General features: G+C 38.7%; 16 protein-coding genes and 1 pseudogene. 14 read left to right on the plus strand and 3 right to left on the minus strand.

Features of this window, described 5'->3' with window-relative positions; genetic code table 11:
• The first annotated feature begins 21 nt into the window (after nt 1–21).
• Nucleotides 22–924, plus strand: a complete 903-nt coding sequence (locus BkAM31D_RS09680) for a superoxide dismutase (RefSeq protein WP_066151656.1) — start codon at nt 22–24, stop codon at nt 922–924.
• Nucleotides 925–1,112: 188 nt separating this feature from the next.
• On the opposite strand, the gene BkAM31D_RS09685 is transcribed toward BkAM31D_RS09680, so the two are convergent.
• Both BkAM31D_RS09685 and BkAM31D_RS09690 read right to left on the minus strand, forming a co-directional pair.
• Nucleotides 1,113–2,588 (minus strand): alkaline phosphatase family protein, encoded by a 1,476-nt coding sequence (locus tag BkAM31D_RS09685; RefSeq protein WP_180319898.1) that lies wholly within the window; start codon nt 2,586–2,588, stop codon nt 1,113–1,115.
• A 16-nt stretch (nt 2,589–2,604) separates the two neighbouring features.
• Nucleotides 2,605–3,285 carry a DUF421 domain-containing protein gene (locus BkAM31D_RS09690; protein ID WP_174521901.1) on the minus strand — a complete coding sequence of 227 codons (681 nt, stop codon included), beginning with the start codon at nt 3,283–3,285 and terminating at the stop codon, nt 2,605–2,607.
• 292 nt (nt 3,286–3,577) lie between these two features.
• On the opposite strand from BkAM31D_RS09690, the gene BkAM31D_RS09695 reads away from it, so the two are divergent.
• From BkAM31D_RS09695 to BkAM31D_RS09725, 7 genes are all read left to right on the plus strand, one after another.
• A complete protein-coding gene (locus tag BkAM31D_RS09695; RefSeq protein WP_066151652.1) occupies nt 3,578–3,781 on the plus strand; it encodes a DUF1657 domain-containing protein in 204 nt (67 codons plus the stop codon).
• 68 nt (nt 3,782–3,849) lie between these two features.
• Entirely contained in the window at nt 3,850–4,281 is a 432-nt protein-coding gene (locus BkAM31D_RS09700) for a YhcN/YlaJ family sporulation lipoprotein (RefSeq protein WP_066151650.1), read from the plus strand.
• Nucleotides 4,282–4,297: 16 nt separating this feature from the next.
• Nucleotides 4,298–4,777, plus strand: coding sequence for a stage V sporulation protein AC (gene spoVAC, locus BkAM31D_RS09705; protein ID WP_066151647.1), 480 nt, complete (start codon nt 4,298–4,300; stop codon nt 4,775–4,777).
• Nucleotide 4,778: 1 nt separating this feature from the next.
• On the plus strand, nt 4,779–5,795 hold the full coding sequence (gene spoVAD, locus BkAM31D_RS09710) for a stage V sporulation protein AD (protein WP_066151645.1): 1,017 nt from the start codon (nt 4,779–4,781) through the stop codon (nt 5,793–5,795).
• Nucleotides 5,792–6,142, plus strand: coding sequence for a stage V sporulation protein AE (spoVAE, locus tag BkAM31D_RS09715; RefSeq protein ID WP_066151643.1), 351 nt, complete (start codon nt 5,792–5,794; stop codon nt 6,140–6,142). Before spoVAD ends, spoVAE begins: the two co-directional genes overlap by 4 nt.
• Before the next feature lie 14 nt (nt 6,143–6,156).
• Entirely contained in the window at nt 6,157–6,360 is a 204-nt protein-coding gene (locus BkAM31D_RS09720; protein WP_066151641.1) for a DUF1657 domain-containing protein, read from the plus strand.
• Nucleotides 6,361–6,374: 14 nt separating this feature from the next.
• Nucleotides 6,375–7,235: a DUF421 domain-containing protein gene (locus BkAM31D_RS09725; protein WP_066151640.1), complete on the plus strand. Its 861-nt coding sequence runs from the start codon at nt 6,375–6,377 to the stop codon at nt 7,233–7,235.
• A gap of 1 nt (nt 7,236) precedes the next feature.
• On the opposite strand, the gene BkAM31D_RS09730 is transcribed toward BkAM31D_RS09725, so the two are convergent.
• On the minus strand, nt 7,237–7,950 hold the full coding sequence (locus BkAM31D_RS09730) for a DUF421 domain-containing protein (protein ID WP_235820327.1): 714 nt from the start codon (nt 7,948–7,950) through the stop codon (nt 7,237–7,239).
• Nucleotides 7,951–8,166: 216 nt separating this feature from the next.
• Between BkAM31D_RS09730 and BkAM31D_RS09735 the strand changes: the two genes are divergently transcribed.
• The 6 genes and pseudogenes from BkAM31D_RS09735 to resA all read left to right on the plus strand — a co-directional run bounded on the left by BkAM31D_RS09735 (nt 8,167) and on the right by resA (nt 13,511).
• Entirely contained in the window at nt 8,167–9,315 is a 1,149-nt protein-coding gene (locus tag BkAM31D_RS09735; RefSeq protein WP_066151635.1) for a D-alanyl-D-alanine carboxypeptidase family protein, read from the plus strand.
• On the plus strand, nt 9,308–9,901 hold the full coding sequence (locus BkAM31D_RS09740) for a nucleoside recognition domain-containing protein (protein ID WP_066151634.1): 594 nt from the start codon (nt 9,308–9,310) through the stop codon (nt 9,899–9,901). Before BkAM31D_RS09735 ends, BkAM31D_RS09740 begins: the two co-directional genes overlap by 8 nt.
• Entirely contained in the window at nt 9,902–10,435 is a 534-nt protein-coding gene (locus BkAM31D_RS09745; protein WP_066151633.1) for a spore maturation protein, read from the plus strand.
• A gap of 191 nt (nt 10,436–10,626) precedes the next feature.
• Nucleotides 10,627–12,041, plus strand: a pseudogene (locus tag BkAM31D_RS09750) (NAD-dependent succinate-semialdehyde dehydrogenase).
• 134 nt (nt 12,042–12,175) lie between these two features.
• Nucleotides 12,176–12,904 carry a pseudouridine synthase gene (locus BkAM31D_RS09755; protein WP_066151816.1) on the plus strand — a complete coding sequence of 243 codons (729 nt, stop codon included), beginning with the start codon at nt 12,176–12,178 and terminating at the stop codon, nt 12,902–12,904.
• Between the two features lie 79 nt (nt 12,905–12,983).
• Nucleotides 12,984–13,511, plus strand: a complete 528-nt coding sequence (gene resA, locus BkAM31D_RS09760) for a thiol-disulfide oxidoreductase ResA (RefSeq protein WP_066151629.1) — start codon at nt 12,984–12,986, stop codon at nt 13,509–13,511.
• The last annotated feature ends 12 nt before the right edge of the window (nt 13,512–13,523 follow it).

Consider the following 13,523-nt stretch of genomic DNA (forward strand, 5'->3'; position numbering starts at 1 on the left):
TAGTGATAAGGAGGGTTGATGATGAACGATCAAGAAAAGGAAATTTATCAATGGGTGCAAGATGTAAAAAGAATTTGGAATGAGCAAGGTTCACTTATTGAGGCACAAGTTGGTTATGGAAAGATAAAACCATTTATGAATTCGTTAATCACTTTATCGAATGAATTGCAATTCCCTCAATCACGGAGTAGTGATCAAGATCGACAAGTATATTTAAGTGAACTAGCTCATGAAGTATATGATAATTGGATTGATTTAGAACAAGTACGTGCTGAGGTAGGAGCGTCATTAGACCCAGTGCCAATTGGAGGTCATAAGCTTCCCCCGTTGCCTTATGCTTATAATGACTTGGAACCTTATATATCTGAAGAGATTATGAGGCTGCATCATAGTAAGCATCATCAAAGTTATGTTGATGGATTAAATAAAGCGGAAGAAGAAATGCAAAAAGCACGTAAAAAAAGAGATTATGATTTAATTAAGCATTGGGAAAGAGAAGCTGCTTTTCATGGAGCTGGACATTATTTACACACAATTTTCTGGAATATTATGAGTCCGCGTGGGGGAGGTCAGCCAAGTGGGGAGTTAGCCGCGCAAATTAACAAAGATTTTGGTAGTTTTAATAAAATGAAGGAGCACTTCTCAAAAGCGGCTGAAAAAGTGGAAGCGGTTGGATGGGCGTTGTTAGTTTGGTCGCCTCGAACACACCGTTTAGAAATATTACAAGCGGAAAAACATCAAAACTTAAGCCAACAAGACGTTATTCCATTATTAGTTTTGGATGTTTGGGAACACGCGTATTACTTACAATATAAGAACGAACGTGAACCTTATATTAATAATTGGTGGAACTTGGTTCATTGGCCGGAGGTGGAAAAAAGGTATTTGCAAGCAAGAAATGTAAGATGGGAAACATTTAAATAAACCGAAAAAGCTTTCTATATATAACTAGCCTTGAGAGCAGAAATCAGCTGCCTCAAGGCTAGTTGTGCTAATTTTTCAGCTCATGCCTACAACTTTTCATTCTTCTAGTAAATCAATAAAATAATTCTTTAAATCTTCCATCCTGCGTTTTTCGAGTGGCTTGTCAGTTCCGGCAATGATAATGGACGCTAACGTATCATTTTTATGGAATCCCCATGTTCTCCACCAGCTTCATGAACAGGTGCTCCTTCTGATTTAATGGTATGTCCTGGGCGGGCAGTTACGACCATTGTTGGACCATGGCTGTTAAGTGCACCGTCTAGTTGGTGAAAAATATCAGGATACTCTCCATATTTAATGGTACCTTGCTTCGTTAATTCAATATCTGCTATTTCTTCGTTACCTGAAATCTCCCAAGTTTGATTGTATTCGTCCTTCCAGCTCCCATTTTCTTTCACACGTAATTGTCCTGTTTTACCGACTTGATGGATGACCATTTCATCGCCATCTAGATATGAAATATGATCGATTCGTGGATCTTGTCTTAACTTTTCAGTTATTGCTTCGTAATGTACATTATTTGATGTAGGGTAAAGATAAGCTGAACGGTGATTATTTGCTATGACAATATCTCCGCTATTTGGTTCGTCAAGAAGAGACGCAATCGTGTATGGTGCTAGGATTGGTTCAAGATCGATCGCCGCTTCTGCTTTTTTAGGGTGTAATAAGTCTTGTCCATGGTCTCCCATAATGACAAAGATGTTTCTTTCTAGTGCTTCATCCCAGTTATCGTAAGCATTTAGAATGGTTTGTAGATGCTGATCTGTATTGGCAAAATGTTCAGGACTAACAGGACCATGTTTATGGGCATCTTTATCATAATTTGGAAAGAAGACCATAAGAAAATCAGGTTGTTCCTTTTCTTTTATAAGAGTTTCGGTAACTTGAGCCGAAAATTCGTCATTTAATCCAAAACGCTGAAAGATACTATCGCTTAACTTTTTATTTTGTACGGCTTTTGGAAGTACAGCTTGGCCAAAAGCTAGTAGATCCGGTCCTTTTGTTTCGAGTTGGTCTGGTAAATGCAGCAAAGCTTTAATATAACCAGGTACAATCACTTTGTGAGATGAATCTCCTCGATAAACAATTGTATTTATTGCACCTGTTGAATAACCTTTTTGATGTAAATCTTCATAAATCGTTTCAACTTCTGGTGATATATGATTTGAATTCAAATGGACAAGTGCATTTAACAACGTATCATTCATTCCTAGTTTCCAATATTTTGATAAGGTTGAACCATAATCAACGATCGTATCAGCCTGTGCATCATACCATACTAGACCTGGTAGTAAATGCTCTTTTGGGGAAGTGCCAGTTATTAATGTTGTCTCAATTGGGACAGACATTGATGGAAAGGGAGCAACAAGATCATGGTGAGTCATTCCTTTTTCCATTAAAAATGAAAGTGCTGGGAGAAACCCGCGATTTAAGCTCTCATCTAAAACGTCTTTTGTCATCGAATCAATGATAATAACAATTACGTTTTTCTCATGATCAGCAGCTGTTTTTGTTGATTGAGCTAAAGTCGCTCCATCAGATCGATCATTGTTACAGCCGATTAAAAGACACCCCATTAAAATGAATAAGAAAAGCTTCCTCATTATCATCACCTTCCTACTAATATGTTTGAATCTCCAACCCTTCGCCTTCTAACCATTCAGCATACAAGATCTTTTTAGCTCCTGGTAACCCTTGTCTATACAGTTCATCTATAAGCCAGCTTTCGTCTTTGTTTAGTTTTGTTAGACCTTCTGTAATAATTTCACCATCTAGTATTAAAAGAACCGGGAATGCAACCGTTTTTGTTGGGATGTTTAACTCACTATTAATAGGTGTTTCGTATGGATGCTTTCGTAAAACATTAACAGCTCCGTTTGTCTCAAGAACACCAAATTCAACTTCACGTACTGAGAATACCCCGCGGTCTCGTAAAAGGTGAAGCAATTGATCTAGATCCAGCTTATTACGTTTGAGTGCTTCATATTGGATCTTTCCATTTGAAATGATTAGTGTAGGCGTACCTTCTAACAATGGTCTTGAAGGACGAAATTTTTGAGTGATCATTTCAATCCCATAAATTAAAAATCCCCAAAAAACAACAGCGTATAAAACATAATGTAGCCCGATATCTTTATCGTAAATCGCATTACCGACAAGTTCCCCTAATACAAGAGCTGAAATAAAATCAAACGGTGTGAGTTGAGTTATTTGGTTTTTACCAAGTACTTTTGTCATCGCTAGAAGAGCAAAGAATCCAAAGCATAATTCAATCGTTAATGAGAGGAAATTTGTATTCACACTATATACCCCGCTTTTCTTTACGTTACAGCTTAGTTTGAGCGAAAGTTGAGGGAATTATGAGAGAAGAAATAATTAGCCGTCCGATTATGTGGATGAGGATAGTTTCCCTAAATTTCCAATGAGAATTTCCTATACAGTGATGCATATTAAGTGAAGAGGTATGTCGATTCATTTACAAAAATTGTAACTAATAGATCGACTCATTTCTTGTCATCCTATTATCATAAGCTTGAAACCAATTTGGTCTGAGCTTAAAAAAATTGTTGTAATCATAGGGGGATTTCGCAAGATGACAGTTGCTGCCAAAATGAAACAAACATTAGCTGGATTAAAAAGTGCTCAAGCAAGTTTAGAAACATTCGCTTTAGAAACGGAAAACCAGCAAGCAAAACAGCTTTTTCAGCAAATGGCTCAACAAACTCAGGGAGTTGTAGACGGCTTATCGCCACGCTTACAACAAATCGAGCAAGAAGAGCCTCAGTATAAGCAGTAAATACTTATATACGGCACGAGCCTTAAAGGGCTCGTGTCCGTTTACATATTAATCAAAGGAGAGATTTTATGAAGTGGCTCGTTCAACTATTATTCATATTATGCTTTTTGACAGCTTGCCAAATGGCAGAACCGCAGCAAGACATAAAGCCTTTGCAGTTAACAAATAAAGCAGTAGTGAATCAACAACAAGCTGATGATGCGAAAAAGATTGTCCTTTCCATGGAGGAAGTTATCGATGTAAAAGGGATCACAGATGAAAACAATATATATATTGCACCGAGAGTAAAGCATTTTGACCGTTTTCGTCTTAAAGAAATTCGTAAAAATGGACATGATTCAATAAAGAAGAGATATCCAGATGCAACGATTCATGTGTCAACCGATCAAAAGATTTTTATGGAGCTTGAAAAATTAGAAAAGGAACTCCAACAAAGAACAATAAGTGAAGAGAGATTCAAGCAAAGGTTAGCAAAGCTTGACGAAATGATTAAAGGATAAAGGGGAGGGTTGGAAGATGTCATCAAGTAAAAAGAAAAACGTTACGCCTGCACAAGAAAAATATCAAACATTAGCTAGTAAATATGAAAAGAAAAGACCTGTCGTAAAAAATTGTTTTCGTGCTTTTTTGGTTGGAGGATTTATTTGTTTGATTGGGCAAGGTTTAAATGTCTTTTATTATACTTTCTTCGATTTTACCCAAAGGACGGCTGGTGATCCAACAGTCGCAACATTAATCTTAGTATCCGTTTTACTCACGGGTTTTGGTGTTTACGATCGTTTTGCTCAATTTGCTGGAGCTGGAACTGCTGTGCCAGTAACGGGATTTGCTAATTCAGTTGCATCTGCAGCGATTGAACATCGAACCGAGGGTTATGTACTAGGGGTAGGTGGTCAAATGTTTAAGCTTGCAGGATCAGTTATTGTCTTTGGTACCGTAGCAGCATTTATTATCGCGATTATAAAAACAATCCTGATACAGTGGGGAGGGCTATAAGATGTTAAAGGGGCATCAGACTTGGGAATTTGAGAATCGACCTGTTATTCTTTCGACCGGTACAGTTGGGGGTCCATTTGAAGCGAATGGAAAATTGGCTGATGACTTTGATTTGCTACATGATGATTTGTGGATTGGGCAAGATTCATACGAGAAAGCCCAAAAAGTATTATTAGAGGAATCCATTACAAGAGCACTCGAGAAGGCAGAGCTAACAAATGAAGACGTCCATTTCATGTTTACAGGTGATTTAATTAATCAATTGACCCCTTCTAGTTTTGCTGGCCGTACTCTTTCTATTCCGTATTTAGGACTATTTGGCGCATGTTCTACATCTATGGAAGGATTAGCGCTTGCCTCGTTCATTATTAATGCGAATGGAGCTAAACGAATTGTCACTGCGGCTTCTAGTCATAATTCAGCTACGGAAAAGCAGTTCCGTTATCCGACTGAATATGGAGGTCAAAAGCCTCCTACCGCGCAATGGACAGTTACGGCATCAGGAGCAGCTGTCGTTTCTAGTGAAGGAGATGGACCTGTTGTTACATCAGCAACAATAGGAAAAGTTATTGATATGGGATTATCTGATCCTTTTAATATGGGAGGGGCGATGGCACCAGCTGCAGCTGACACGATCGTATCACATTTTAGAGATCGCAATTTATCACCTGACCATTATGATTTAATTGCTACAGGAGACCTAGGGGAGATCGGGTTACCAATCGCAAAGGAATTATTACGAGAAAAAGGGCTAACTCTTCATGAAGATACACTTCAGGATTGCGGGTTAATGATTTACAAAGAAGATCAACCTGTATTTGCAGGAGCTAGTGGACCTGGTTGTTCAGCCACAGTTACATATGGGCATCTTCTTAATCGGATGAAAAGAGGGGAATTAAAGAGAATGTTAATAGTTGCAACCGGTGCCTTGCTTTCTCCACTTTCCTTTCAGCAGAAAGAAACAATCCCTTGCATTGCACATGCCGTTTCAATTGAAATGGGAGGGACAGCTCAATGATTTTTATTACAGCTTTTGTTGTTGGAGGTATCATTTGTGTCATTGGACAAGTTTTAATGGATGTCGTTAAATTGACACCGGCACATACGATGAGCACGCTTGTTGTAACCGGTGCTGTCCTTGATGGGCTTGGACTGTATGAACCATTAATCGATTTTGCTGGCGCAGGAGCGACGGTGCCGATTACAAGTTTTGGGAATGCCTTAGTACATGGTGCAATGGCAGAAGCAGATCAGTATGGTTTAGTCGGTGTTCTAACAGGGATTTTCGAAGTGACGAGTGCAGGGATTTCAGCAGCGATCATTTTTGGATTTCTTGCCTCGCTCGTTTTTAGGCCAAAAGGGTAAGGGGTGAATTTCTTATGACTGTAGGTAGTCAAGTACAAGGTTTGTTAATTTCTTTAAAATCAATTGACGCAACTTTATCATCCCTAGCATTAAAGTCGGATGAGGGAGAAGCTCGTGAGGCATTTCATCAAGGGGCATTAAAAACAAGATCGGTTATAAAAGAAATTGAAAAAAGAAAAGGTGAAATTGAATTTGAAGAACCACAATACCAACAATAAAGGAAGTGAAAAATATGCAAGGGTGGGTTGAGGTTGCACTTCGGAGTTTTCTTGGCTTCATTTTGTTTGTTGCTATCGCGAGGATGTTTATCCGTAAGCCGATCGGTGAGACATCGCAATTAGAATTTGGACTAATCGCCTCAGTCGCCGTTATTTTTGGAATTGGCTCTATTCAATTGGCCATTCCACTCTCTCATTTACTTATAGCCTTGTTCATTTGGGCTGGTGGGACTTTTGCCATTCTCATGCTAAGTATGAAAAATGCAACATTTAGAGCTGCTATATACGGTAAAGGAATTCCGATTATGAAGGACGGTAAGATATTAGAAGATAATATGAAAAAACAGCATTTAACAAGTGATGAACTATTGCGTAAACTTCGCGGAAAACAAGTTTTTCAAGTAGCAGATGTTGAATTTGCCGTTCTAGAAGGGAATGGAGAATTAAATGTTCTAGTAAAGAAAGAACAGCAACCAATTACTGCTAAAATGCTTGACCACTATGTTGCCCCTATTAAAGAACCAGAAACAGTTATTATGGATGGGAAGATTCTACATGAACCTTTAGCTACGCGAGGTCTCAGTGAAGAATGGTTAAAGACAGAACTAAAGAAAAGCAATGCAATTGTTGAAAATGTATTCTTAGCACAGGTTGATGAATACGGACAAGTAACTTTTGATTTATTTGATGATGTTCTCCAAGTTGCAAAACCAACAGAATTGCCACTTCTTGAAGCGAGTATTAAGAAAGCACAGGCTGACTTAGAATTATTTGCTCTTGATACTGAGGATAAACAAGCAAAGAAAATGTATAGTTGGTGTGCAGAGCAAATGAAGAATGTTCATTCACTCGTCTCACCATTTACAAAATCATAGATCAGTGCTGAATTCGTTGATAGTGTTCGTCTTTTTTTGTGAAGGCAAGTTGTAGATCTCCTTCACCATTTATTGTACAAAGAAAGATCTTTTCCAATCTAATAATCCCTTCGTCTTCTAGACGCTTTCGAAGGGATTCTTTGCTAATTTTCAACTCTTTTAAGATTTCCTCTTTCATTTCACCCTCAATAATAACAGGATAGGATATCCCACTTGATTTTTTCGTAATTCCTAAGTCCTCAATGCTAGGTGCTGCTTTTGCAGGTTTCTTTTGGACGCTTAATTCTCCATTTGCTTCAATAACACCTAGTTGTACTTCATAAATATCAAAGACATTTTTTTGACGAAGCATTTGCAAAATATTATCTACTGTAAATTGAATACTTTGAAGATTATCAACTAATAATTGTCCATCTTTGATAACCACAATTGGTTCAAACGTAATCAATTTGCCGAACTTTCTTTTTTTAAAGGCTAGTTTTGCTACAGATTTCTGCAAAAAAGCGATAGCCACAATGGCGAAAGCAGTATGCACATGTTCGACCGAAGGGTCTGCTAAATCCGCACCTGTAACATTGGCCAGTGTGACAAAAATTAAAAAGTCAAAAATAGGGAGTTGTCCGATCGAACGTTTACCCATAAACAATGTCATAGCGAGTAAGAGTGGATAAATTGTGACGATGCGCGCAAGTACGTTTGTTAGTTCTAGAAGCAATTGATCCCTCTCCTTAATAAGGATATAACATCCATTATTTCCGATTTAATGAAAAATTAGTCTTTTTAAAGGAAAAGAGAACACAGCTTGAGCTGTAAATTATAGTCATATCATTGGTTGTCCCGCATAGACTTTGCTAGTAGGAGAAGGAAAAGACAGGCACTGCTAGTGTCTCATCAAGATGCTACTTTACTAAGACAGGACGGGGATCTGAATATGGGGAAAAAACTGGCACTTATACTATTGGCATTCTTACTTATTGTGACGGCTGTACCATTGTATGCTGCTGCAGAGCAGCGTAATTTCTCTGTTTCTGCTCAAGCAGCTGTCTTAATTGAGCAGGAGTCAGGAAGAATCTTATATGGGAAAAATCAAGATACACCTTTAAGAATTGCAAGTATTACAAAAATCATGACAGCGGTTTTAGCAATTGAATCGGGTAAAATGGATGAGATGGTTAAAGTCTCTTCAAACGCAGAAGGAACTGAGGGTTCTTCGATTTACTTAAGAGCTGGAGAAAAAATAAAACTTGAAGATTTAGTGTATGGCTTAATGCTACGCAGTGGAAATGACTCGGCTGTTGCGATTGCGGAGCATGTTGGAGGCAGTTTAGAAGGCTTTGTTTATATGATGAATGAAAAAGCTCAAGAACTTGGGATGAGTAATACGATGTTTCAAAACCCTCATGGACTAGACGATCATGAAGATCACTTTTCAACAGCTTATGATATGGCTTTATTAACACAATACGCTATGGAACTAGAGCAGTATCAAACCATTTCAGCAACCAAAAGTCACCGAGTTGATGGGGAACAAATACGTGTTTGGAGAAACAAAAACCGTTTGTTAACAGAGTTATATAAGTATTCAACTGGCGGTAAGACAGGTTATACGAAACGTGCTAAACGAACTCTTGTTTCAACAGCGGAAAAGAACGGTACCGAATTAATAGCGGTAACCTTAAATGCACCAAGTGACTGGCATGATCATATGAATTTATTTAATTGGGCTTTTCAATCATATTCTATGGAAACGCTAGTTGAAGAAGGAGTTATGAAAGAGATAGAAGATGCATTTTATAAGGATAATGTGTATGCACCCTATTCATTTGAATTTCCCTTAACGAATGTAGAACGAGAAGCGTTAACAAAAGAAATTACATTATATAAGCCACCTGCTGATAAACGATCAGCTGAATTCATTCCTCCACAGCCAGTCGGAAAAGTAGAAATAAAAATTAATAATGATGTAATTGGTCAAGTACCCCTTTTATTTGATCCTCCAGAAGTCGAAGAGAAAAGAAGTTTCTGGAAAAAGTTTCTAGACATTTTTTCCTTCACTATTGGGGTGAGAAGCAGTGATTAATAAAATTTGGGTTGCGATGCTCGTCATTGGAATCATTTTTGGAGCAGTAAACGGGAGGATGGAAGAAGTTAATGAGGCGATTTTTGCAGGCGCTAAGGATGCTGTAACAATTTGCCTCGGGTTGATTAGTATACTTGTATTTTGGCTTGGCTTGATGAGGATTGCTCAAGAAGGAGGGCTTTTGGATTTACTAGCTAAATTAATGCGCCCAATTGCGACTAGAATATTTCCGGAGGTTCCACCCAATCACCCTGCAATGGGTTATATTTTATCAAATATGACTGCAAATTTATTTGGCCTTGGTAACGCAGCAACTCCGATGGGGATCAAAGCCATGCAACAGCTTAAGGATTTAAATGGAGGAAGTGATTCTGCTAGTAGGTCTATGATTACATTGCTAGCAATTAATACTGCTAGTATTACACTAATACCTACAACGGTCATTTCGATCAGAATGAGTTACGGATCCGTTTCTCCGACAGAAATCGTCGGGACCACTCTTATCGCAACAACCTGCTCGACACTCGGAGCGTTACTGATCGACCGATATTTTTATTACAGACGTATTAGAAAGGGGCGAGCCTAGATGGGATGGATCACCGTTATTTCGATTTGGTTCATACCAGTCTTGATTGCCTTTGTTCTTATGTATGGAACGTATAAACAAGTGCCGACGTACGAGACGTTTGTGGAGGGAGCAAAAGAAGGTTTTGGAATGGCTGTATCTATCATTCCATATCTAGTTGGGATGCTTGTTGCGATTTCAGTTTTCCGAGCATCAGGTGCAATGGACTTCATAATTAATCTAATGAAACCTGTATTACAAGCTATTGGTATTCCCTCAGAAATTGTCCCTTTAGCGATGATACGCCCCATTTCAGGAACCGGTGCTCTTGGAATGACGTCAGATTTAATCGCAACTCACGGACCTGATTCATTTATAGGAAGGTTAGCTTCTACGATGCAAGGAAGTACGGACACTACCTTTTATGTTTTGACCGTCTATTTTGGCGCTGTTGGAATTAAAAAGATGGGAGATGCACTTAAAGTAGGATTACTTGCAGACGTTGTTGGAATTATAGCTTCCATTTTAATTGTGACATATGTCTTTGGAATGTAAGAAACAACCTGCTTGGATCGATATTCTAGAATATAGAAACTAAAGACTGCTAAAAAAGATATCCTTTCTTTTTCAGCAGTCTTTATTCTTAGAATCGTTTTCTTATTTATGTTAAAATGATTAGAAAATGTAAGCTGTTACATTGGAAATACAGTTGAAAGGCTATCAAGGCTAGGGGGAGAGAATGAATCATGAGGAATTTTAATCTGTTTATTGACGGGCAATGGGTTTCACTAGATGAAAAAATCGATGTTACTAATCCATCAACTAAAGAAGTAGTTGGCCAAGTTCCAAAAGCGGGAGCTATAGAAGCAAAGCAAGCAGTAGACGCAGCTCACAAGGCTTTTCCTAGCTGGTCTCGTTTAACAGCAAACGAGCGTAGCGAAAGAATTATGAAGTGGTACCAATTAATAGAGAGAGAGTCTGAGGAAATTGCGAAGTTAATGACGCTAGAGCAAGGAAAGCCTTTTAAAGAAGCTTTAGGCGAGGTAGGGTATGCCAATAGTTTTCTATCATGGTATGCAGAAGAAGGAAAACGAATATATGGTGAAACAATTCCAGCTTCATCTCCTAATAAACGAATCATTATTCAAAAACAGCCGGTAGGAGTAATTGCAGCAATTACCCCTTGGAATTTTCCAGCCGCAATGATAACGCGAAAGGTGGCTCCTGCATTAGCTGCGGGGTGTACGGCAGTCATTAAGCCAGCAGAACAGACGCCGCTTACTGCCTATTACTTAGTAAGTCTTGCCGAAAAGGCTGGTATACCAAAAGGGGTACTTAACGTCATTACGGGCAACCCAAAAGAAATTGGCGAAACGTGGATGAAAGATGCTCGAGTGAAAAAAGTGACGTTCACTGGATCAACAGAAGTTGGGAAAATCTTAATGAAACAGGCAGCAGGTACCGTAAAGAAGCTTTCATTAGAATTAGGGGGGCATGCACCATTCATCGTAATGGCAGATGCAGACTTGGAGAAGGCGGCTGAAGGGGCAATTGCGTCTAAGTTTAGGAATGCCGGTCAAACATGCGTTTGCGCCAACCGTATTTATGTACATGAAGAGATCAAGGAACCCTTCCTTGCTAAGTTTACAGAAAAAGTTCGAGCACTATCTGTAGGAGATGGATTCAATGAAGAGAGTGATATCGGACCTTTAATAGATCAAGCAGCTGTTGAAAAGGTTAAAACGCAAATAGATGATGCAATTCAAAAAGGGGGGAAGTAGTAATTGGTGGGGAGCCAATTTCTGGTTTATTTTATCAGCCAACCGTTGTGACCGGCGCGACTGATGAAATGCTTTGTATGAATCAAGAAACTTTTGGACCTGTAGCACCGGTTTCAACGTTCTCATCTGTTGAAGAAGTGATAAAACGGGCGAACGATTCTGCTTTTGGCTTAGCTGCTTATGTATATACGGAAAGTTTGTCTGATGCGATTCGAATGAGTGAAGCACTTGAATATGGCATTGTAGGAGTCAATGATGCACTTCCTTCTGTGGCTCAAGCTCCTTTTGGAGGGTACAAGGAAAGTGGCTTAGGAAGAGAAGGGGGCCATCACGGGATTGAAGAATTTCTTGAAACGAAGTATATTTCAATGGGAATATAGAAATCTCTTATATTAGATAGAAGCTATTAGGATTTACAAATCCTGATAGCTTTTTTCGTCAATAGTGTGACGAGAATCACTGAAGCTTGAGAATTCATGATGGGAAGAGTATGATGGTACATGAGGTGAAAGAGATGGAACGGTTACAAAAAGTAATTGCCCAAGCTGGGATTACATCTAGGCGAAAGGCAGAACAACTTATTATTGAAGGCAAAGTAAAGGTAAATGGAAAAGTAGTACGTGAACTTGGGGTGAAAGTAACGCCAAATAAAGACGAGATTGAAGTAGAAGGCGTTCCGATTGACCGTGAAGAGCCAGTTTATTATTTGCTCTATAAGCCAAGTGGAGTTATCTCTAGTGTGAGTGACGATAAGGGAAGGACCGTTGTAACAGATTTTCTGGAAATTGAACAAAGGGTATTTCCTGTAGGTCGTCTAGATTATGACACATCAGGAGCTATTCTACTGACAAATGATGGTGAATTTGCGAATGTGCTCATGCATCCAAAATACAAGGTTGAAAAAGTGTATGTCGCAAAAGTGAAGGGAATTCCATCAAGAGAAAAGTTGAAGGAACTTCAAAATGGTATAAAGCTCGAAGATGGGATGACTGCTCCAGCAAAAGTCAAGATGATGTCGCTAGATAAAAAGAAAAATACGGCGATTATTCGAATTGTTATTCATGAAGGAAGAAATCGTCAAGTAAGAAGAATGTTTGAAGCAATTGATCACCCCGTTATTAAACTAAAGAGAGAACAATACAGCTTCCTTACTTTAAAAGGTTTAAATCCAGGTGATGCGAGGCAGTTAAAGCCGATTGAAGTTAAGCATTTAAAAGAATTAGCTGTCACGAAACCGTCATAAACGGAATTAGTCTACTTACTTAACTAACGTTATAATAAAGGGAATTGATAATAGTTATTGATTAAAGGGGGAGAGTTTCTTGAAACAAAAACGTTTAATCATGCGTTCAAGTATTCTGGCTATTATCGCAATTGCACTTGCCTATACGTTTTATTCAAATTTCATAGCTGATCGAAGTGTTGCCAAAGCTGGTGAGTTATCGGTTAATTTTGTATTGAATGACTTAGAAGGTCAACGTATTGAGCTAGAGGATTTAAAAGGAAAAGGTGTCTTTTTGAACTTTTGGGGAACCTATTGTCCTCCATGTGTTAAAGAAATGCCAATAATGGAAGATCTATACAACGAGTATCAAGAGAAGGGTGTAGAAATCATTGCGGTAAATGCAGCTGAGCCTTCACTGACAGTTGAGCGCTTTGTTGATCGACATGGGCTAACTTTTCCAATTGCGATTGATAAAGGAAGAGATGTTATTGACGCATATGGAATTTCGCCGTTACCGACTACAATTCTGATCGATGAACATGGTACGATCGTACGTGTTCATCAAGGTGGCATGACAGATCAAATGGTTAGAGATTTCATGGAAGAGATTAAACCCGGAACATAATAGAGGTGTGGG

It is taken from the genome of Halalkalibacter krulwichiae (genome assembly GCF_002109385.1).
In the GTDB taxonomy this organism is placed as follows: Bacteria; Bacillota; Bacilli; order Bacillales; family Bacillaceae_D; genus Halalkalibacter; species Halalkalibacter krulwichiae.

Excerpts from the sequence above, each read along its gene's own strand:
- BkAM31D_RS09680 (WP_066151656.1), top strand. The coding sequence starts at position 22 with ATGAACGATCAAGAAAAGGAAATTTATCAATGGGTGCAAGATGTAAAA.
- BkAM31D_RS09685 (WP_180319898.1), bottom strand. The coding sequence starts at position 2,588 with ATGAGGAAGCTTTTCTTATTCATTTTAATGGGGTGTCTTTTAATCGGC.
- BkAM31D_RS09695 (WP_066151652.1), top strand. The coding sequence starts at position 3,578 with ATGACAGTTGCTGCCAAAATGAAACAAACATTAGCTGGATTAAAAAGT.
- BkAM31D_RS09700 (WP_066151650.1), top strand. The coding sequence starts at position 3,850 with ATGAAGTGGCTCGTTCAACTATTATTCATATTATGCTTTTTGACAGCT.
- spoVAC (WP_066151647.1), top strand. The coding sequence starts at position 4,298 with ATGTCATCAAGTAAAAAGAAAAACGTTACGCCTGCACAAGAAAAATAT.
- spoVAD (WP_066151645.1), top strand. The coding sequence starts at position 4,779 with ATGTTAAAGGGGCATCAGACTTGGGAATTTGAGAATCGACCTGTTATT.
- spoVAE (WP_066151643.1), top strand. The coding sequence starts at position 5,792 with ATGATTTTTATTACAGCTTTTGTTGTTGGAGGTATCATTTGTGTCATT.
- BkAM31D_RS09720 (WP_066151641.1), top strand. The coding sequence starts at position 6,157 with ATGACTGTAGGTAGTCAAGTACAAGGTTTGTTAATTTCTTTAAAATCA.
- BkAM31D_RS09725 (WP_066151640.1), top strand. The coding sequence starts at position 6,375 with ATGCAAGGGTGGGTTGAGGTTGCACTTCGGAGTTTTCTTGGCTTCATT.
- BkAM31D_RS09735 (WP_066151635.1), top strand. The coding sequence starts at position 8,167 with ATGGGGAAAAAACTGGCACTTATACTATTGGCATTCTTACTTATTGTG.
- BkAM31D_RS09745 (WP_066151633.1), top strand. The coding sequence starts at position 9,902 with ATGGGATGGATCACCGTTATTTCGATTTGGTTCATACCAGTCTTGATT.
- BkAM31D_RS09755 (WP_066151816.1), top strand. The coding sequence starts at position 12,176 with ATGGAACGGTTACAAAAAGTAATTGCCCAAGCTGGGATTACATCTAGG.